This is a genomic window from Streptomyces altiplanensis, from assembly GCF_053591575.1.
This window is the reverse complement of the sequence record NZ_JBSFUB010000197.1, coordinates 1-4506: the sequence shown is the minus strand read 5'-3', so window position 1 is coordinate 4506 and position 4506 is coordinate 1. Positions and strand designations below refer to the sequence as shown.

The following is a 4506-nucleotide window of genomic DNA, read 5'->3' as shown; positions in this document are numbered from 1 at the left end:
CTCGCCGATGGTCGCGTCACCGACGTACGACAGGTGCGGCACCTTCGTGCCCTCGCCGATGACGGCGTTCTTCATCTCCACGTACGCACCGGCCCGGCGCTCCGCCGGTGGTTCCCGGCTCACGTCGGTTCAACAGGTGGGAGGGGCAGCGCTCTTCATTCTTCCCCGGTCCCCGCTGCCGTTTGGCCGCCCGGTCGTGCCCCGTCCACGGGCCTGCGCTCGATGTGCTCTGCGCCCCGGTGCTGCCCGGTGCCGGAGGGGCGGGGGCTTTCCGGTTCTCTCTCGCGGGCGCGTAGGCCGATGTAGCCCTGGCCGGGGAAGGCCCGGTAGGGGGTGTCGGGGGTGAAGAAGTAGGTGAAGTGGGGGGCGGGTCGGCTGTAGGCGGTGACCGCGTGTGCCGCGTCCAGGATCCCCGCGGCGTTGATGACGAAGGGCAGCGCTTTGTCGCTGTGGACCAGTCCGGCGGTGATCTGCTCTTCGGTGGGTTCCCAGCCCTCGGGCATCCGGGCCTTGGCGGCCTGCCGGGTGCCGTCCCGGTAGAGGGTGCGGTAGGCGGGATCCTGCAGGGCCTGCTGGGCGAGGTCGCGCGCACGGTGGTACTCCGGGTGGCCGGCCCAGTCCCCGAACTCGCTCACCCGCAGCTTCGGGGCGCTTGCCGCCTGGCGGGCGCGCCGGATGCGCGAGGCCATCTGCCGCACGTCCGCCCGGGCCTTCTTGGCCGCTTTGCCGGCCTCGAGCCCGCGGGCGAGGTAGGTGGCCTCGGTCATCTCCAGATCCGACACCACGACGTCGACGTGCCTGATCTCCCTGGCGGCCCACCGGAGCAGGATCGTCAGGCGGGAGACGGAGAAGTAGGGATTGCCGCAACTGACCATCAGGACCAGGTGCTCGCCCGCCTCCAGGATGCGGGCACAGTTGTCGGTGCAGGGGGCGACCTCCACCAGCTCGCTCTCCACACTCACCCACATCCCCTCGCTCCCCGAACCGCACAATCAATGACAGATCACACCATAAGATGAAGAGTGGCTTCCCGCGTGGGGGCGGGCACCCCTCGCAGTGAGACGCCGGAGCAGTTCAGGCAGCTGCAGGGCGGCTCGGCGCTCTCGGTGTCGCACGACAGGAGAGCGAGCCACGGGCCCTGGTGCAGACCTCTGTCCTGTCCCGACCATCGTGACCGCGGTACGGATAAGCGGATGGTGTCGCCGAAAGGGCCACTCGCAGTCCTCAACGACCGGCAAGTGGACTCACCGGTGAGGGTTCGCCGGGCTTGCGCACGCGCCTTCCTTGTCAGCGACCACGGGCACGCCGAAGATGCCGGCACCAGCGCCCGCACCGGGATAGGGGGCGTCCACAGAGCTCTGCAAGGAGAAAGGAGGAGTGGTCGGTGGGCCGTCTGTAGTACGGCCGGTGTGCGGTGCACGGCCCGTACGGCGACCTTGTTGTTCATGGGCGACGACACCAGGACACAGCAACCGCCCCGGCCGCCGGACGGGCCGGGCTGGCAGGCAGCCGCAGGGCGTGAGGGGATACCGCAAGGCACCGGTGGCCGGGGTGCGCCCGCGGGGGGAGTTGCCCGATACCGGCTGCGCGGACCGTACCTGTCTCGTGTACGGGCTTGCCGGGCATGAGCGACAACACCCCTGAGGCCTCCGGCGCGGCCGCTGTCGTCGGGCGGCATCCGTCGGCGTTCGAGCCGCTGACGTTGACCGTGACCGTGTTGCTGTCGGGGTTGGGTGCGGTGATCGGGATTGTTCTGATCACGAGTCTGGGGGTGGCGTGCAATACGGCTGTCGTCGGTGCGCTGGTCGCGATGCTGGTCGGCCGTGTTCCGGTGGCCGCTCTGTCGGGGATGCGGGATCGTCACCGGCAGAACCTGGTGCAGTCGGCTGTCTCGGGGGCCACGTTCGCTGCGGCCAATTCCCTGATCCTGCCTCTGTCCGTCCCCTTCCTGCTGGGCCGGGCCGATCTGGTGTGGCCGGTGCTGGGCGGGGCGGTGATCGGGTTGGCCGTCGACAGCTGGGTGCTCTACCGGGTCTTCGACTCCCGCCTCCTGCCGGCTTCCGGCGCCTGGCCCCCAGGGGTCGCCGCGGCCCAGACCATTCAGGCCGGGGACGAGGGAGGGCGCAAAGCGAAGATCCTGGGCGTCGGCGCGGTGGCCGGAGTGGCGGGCGGCTTGTGCGGGTGGCCCATGAGCGCCGCCGGGGTGGCCTTCCTCGGCAACCCCTGGGCGCTGGGCATGTTCGGCCTCGGCCTCCTCGTCGCCCAGTACGCTCCCGCCCTCACCCACACCGACCTGGCCGCCGCCTACATCCCCCACGGACTGATGATCGGCGCCGGCACCGTCGCCCTCGTCCAAGCCCTCCTCCTGCTCCGGGCCCGCCCGAGCACCGGCCCCGCGGCAGACAACTCCCACGACGAACCGGGGGACATCTTCGTCCCCGGTGTGCGCACCGTCGGCGAGAAGCGTCTGCGGCGCGGCTTCACCCAAGGACTGCTGCTCTTCACCACCGGGGCGGTCCTGGTCGCTCTCCTGGGCGGGATCACCACCCACATGCCGCCCATCGCGGTTGCCGGATGGATTCTGCTCGCCGGGGTCGCGGCGCTGGTGCACCAGCTGATCGTGGGCCTGGCCGCGATGCACTCCGGCTGGTTCCCCGCCTTCGCCGTCACCCTCATCTTCCTCCTCCTGGGCCTCCTGCTCCACCTGCCACCCCTGGCCCTGGCCCTGCTGGTGGGATACGTCGCCGCGACCGGCCCCGCCTTCGCCGACATGGGATACGACCTCAAAGCCGGCTGGCTGCTGCGCGCCGACACCCGCCCCTGGCTGCCCTTCGAGCAAGCCGGGCGCCGCCAGCAGTACCTCTCCCAACTCATCGGCTTCGCCATCGCCCTCACCGCCGTCGCCCTGCTGTGGCAACCCCTCTTCTCCCAAGGGCGCCTGCCACCCCTGGCCAGGGTCTACACCGCGACCATCGACACCGGCCTCGGCGACAGCACCGACCTCCTGTGCATGTTCCTGTGGGCCCTACCCGGTGCCGCCATCCAACTCATCGGCGGCACAGGACGACAGATGGGCGTCCTGCTCGCCACCGGCCTCCTCGTCGCAGCCCCCCACGCCGGATGGCTCGTCATGGCCGCCCTCACCGTCCGCGGAATGCACCGCACCCTCACCCGCCGCCAAACCGGCAAGGCGACCCGGGCCGGGGACGAGACCCTCGTCCTGCTCGGAGCGGGACTGATCGCCGGCAGCTCACTGCACGACATCACCCGCATCCACGACGCCCTGTGAACCCCACGGACCGGGGACCCACCTCGCCTTGGCTCCGTCACCGGTGACGAACCGCCCATCACCGGGGCCAGGCAGCAGGCCGCCCCACCTCGTGGCCTGCGCCGCTGACCCCGAGGTCTGGGACCCAGCCGAACACAGAACGCCCAGCCGCTGGCTCGGGAGCCGTCACCGGGCCTGGCGACGGCCTTCTTCGCATCATCCGCAGGGACGGAGCCCAGAACCAGCGCATCCAGGAACCAGCGCGCGGGCGAGAGCCGGCACCGGTGCGGGAATCGATACCCCCGGGAGGTCAGCGCACCTGGATGCCTGCGCCGTACGGCGTCCCACCGCTGTGGCAGATCGCGGTGCTGGTGGCGCCGACCCGGCGCCACGTGGGGTCATAGACGGTGTAGTCCTGCGCCCAGTTCCGGTCGCACCTGGTGTACACGCGGAACTCGCCGGTGCCGTTGGTACACGTGCCGGCAGCGGTGGTACTGGACTTGTACCAGGTACTGCAGTCGTACGGGTCCGCAGCCGCAGGGCTTCCCGCAGCGACCACCAGCCCGACACCCAGGGCCAGCGAGGACAACCACGATCCGACGCGCTTCATACATGCCTCCCCATCAAAAGGGCCCGCCCTCAGGAACAACGCACCGCTCACGACGCCGACGAGGCCCTCGGACCCTTCACTATCCGCGCAGCCCCGCTATGCCACAACGGCGTAGCCGGGACGACGTTCCGCTCCCCGGCGCACGCGCGGGCGGCCACCGTGCTGGTCCTGTGCAGCGTCACCGGAGCACAGGACCAGCGCGAAGGCCATGACTGCCGAGGGCGCGGATCGGGTCGGGTACCGGTCGGCCCTTCAACCGTTTCCATCCCGCGTGCGGGCGCGGCCTGCCTGGGTGAGCCGCTCAGGATCCCGTGGTGAGGCTCCCCTACGGAGCGGGGGTGGTGTGGGCAATCTGGGTCAAGGGCTGGTCGCTCTTGGCCTGGGTGCTGTTCTCGGTGCACTGCTGGTTCTGCGGGTTGGCCAGGATCGGGATGTCCTGAATACCTACGTTCACCAGGGCGACGAGCTGCTGGAGGTTCACCTTGGTCGGCAGCGCGATGCACGGCTTGCTGACGCTGCCCTGGATGGCAGCCAGTGAGCGTTTTCAGAGTGGCCACCGGTCGGGTGATGGGGTGGCCTCCCGCAACGCGCGAGGCCCCTGTGCCGTTGAGAGAGGTGTTCGACGTCT

4 protein-coding genes are annotated in these 4506 nt (G+C 70.3%); 1 reads left to right on the top strand and 3 read right to left on the bottom strand.

The window, feature by feature from the left end; translation table 11 throughout:
* Window positions 1–155 precede the first annotated feature (155 nt).
* Window positions 156–962, bottom strand: coding sequence for a tRNA-dependent cyclodipeptide synthase (locus ACWD0Y_RS36200; protein ID WP_450264505.1), 807 nt, complete (start codon window positions 960–962; stop codon window positions 156–158).
* Between the two features lie 662 nt (window positions 963–1624).
* Between ACWD0Y_RS36200 and ACWD0Y_RS36195 the strand changes: the two genes are divergently transcribed.
* Complete coding sequence (locus ACWD0Y_RS36195; RefSeq protein ID WP_450264504.1) at window positions 1625–3289, top strand: OPT/YSL family transporter; 1665 nt, start codon at window positions 1625–1627, stop codon at window positions 3287–3289.
* A 289-nt stretch (window positions 3290–3578) separates the two neighbouring features.
* Here ACWD0Y_RS36195 and ACWD0Y_RS36190 read toward each other — a convergent pair whose 3' ends face one another.
* Together ACWD0Y_RS36190 and ACWD0Y_RS36185 are read right to left on the bottom strand one after the other, a co-directional pair.
* Complete coding sequence (locus ACWD0Y_RS36190) at window positions 3579–3878, bottom strand: hypothetical protein (RefSeq protein ID WP_450264503.1); 300 nt, start codon at window positions 3876–3878, stop codon at window positions 3579–3581.
* A gap of 325 nt (window positions 3879–4203) precedes the next feature.
* The gene (locus tag ACWD0Y_RS36185; protein ID WP_450264506.1) at window positions 4204–4404 is read right to left on the bottom strand and encodes a rodlin; all 201 of its coding nucleotides are present in this window, start codon (window positions 4402–4404) and stop codon (window positions 4204–4206) included.
* Window positions 4405–4506: the final 102 nt, after the last annotated feature.

What these genes read in the sequence shown, in the direction of transcription:
- ACWD0Y_RS36195 (WP_450264504.1), top strand. Translation starts at nt 1,625, where the DNA reads ATGAGCGACAACACCCCTGAGGCCTCCGGCGCGGCCGCTGTCGTCGGG.
- ACWD0Y_RS36190 (WP_450264503.1), bottom strand. Translation starts at nt 3,878, where the DNA reads ATGAAGCGCGTCGGATCGTGGTTGTCCTCGCTGGCCCTGGGTGTCGGG.